We start from the raw sequence: 1,144 nt of genomic DNA, 5'->3' as shown, positions 1-1,144 counted from the left end.
CTCGGGTGGGGTGGCGCGGAAGTATCGCCCGGAGGTTCAGGGGTTGCGGGCGTTGGCTGTGTTGTTGGTGGTGGCGTATCACGTGTGGCTGGATCGGGTGTCTGGTGGCGTGGACGTGTTTTTTGTGGTGTCGGGGTTTTTGATTACTGGGGGGTTGTTTCGGTCGGGGGTGGTGGGCCGGTTTGGGTTCCGGGTGATGTGGGCTCGGATGATCAAGCGGTTGTTTCCGGCTGCGTTGACGGTGTTGGTGGTGACGATGGCCGTGGGGGTGGCCGTGTTGCCGGAGGCGCGGTGGTTTCAGACGATCCGGGAGGTCGTGGCCTCGGCGTTGTATGTGGAGAATTGGCAGCTGGCCGCGGATTCGGTGGATTATTTCGCGCAGCACAACACGGCGAGTGTGGTGCAGCATTTCTGGTCGTTGTCGATTCAGGGCCAGTTTTATGTGGTGTGGCCACTGTTGGTGGCCGGGGTGTGGCTGATCGCGCGCCTGTGTGGGCATCGGTTGTGGCCGTGGTTGACCGGCACCCTGGTGGTGGTGGGTGGATCCTCGTTGGCGTTGTCGGTGGTGTTGACGGCCAGTAACCAGCCGTTGGCGTATTTCCATTCCGCTACCCGGGTCTGGGAATTCGCGCTGGGTGGGCTGTTGGCGTTGCTGATCGATCGGATCACCCTGCCCCGACTCGTGCGGATCCTGCTCGGCTGGATCGGTGTGCTGGGGTTGGTCAGTTGCGGGTTGGTGTTGCAGGTCGGCACCGTGTTCCCCGGCTATGCCGCGTTGTGGCCCACCCTGTCCGCCTGCCTGATCATCCTGGCCGGTGCCACCGGCAGCCGTGCCGGCGCCGATCGGTTCCTGTCCTCACGACCGTTGGAATACCTCGGCAACCTCTCCTACACCCTCTACCTGTGGCACTGGCCCGTCCTCATCTACTACCTACTGCTCCGCGACCAAACCCAGGTCGGCATCCTCGGCGGCACCGCCATCATCACCCTGTCCCTATGCCTGTCCCTGGCCACCTACCACCTCATCGAAAAACCCGCCCGCGACTCCACCATCGGCACCACCACCCGCTGGGGCGCCTACCGCTTCGGCATCCTCACCCTCATCCCCGTCCTCCTCATCGCCGCCAGCTGGCAATGGCTCGGC

Annotated in this window: 1 protein-coding gene; it reads left to right on the top strand. The window is 63.9% G+C overall.

Features of this window, described 5'->3' with window-relative positions; translation table 11 throughout:
• Positions 1–10: 10 nt before the first annotated feature.
• A partial coding sequence (locus tag EV191_RS29990) for an acyltransferase family protein (RefSeq protein WP_132881512.1) occupies positions 11–1,144 on the top strand: 1,134 nt, incomplete at its 3' end.

Origin of the sequence: Tamaricihabitans halophyticus, assembly GCF_004340875.1 — a bacterium.
Lineage (GTDB): Bacteria > Actinomycetota > Actinomycetes > Mycobacteriales > Pseudonocardiaceae > Tamaricihabitans > Tamaricihabitans halophyticus.
This window is presented reverse-complemented; position numbering and strand designations above follow the sequence as displayed.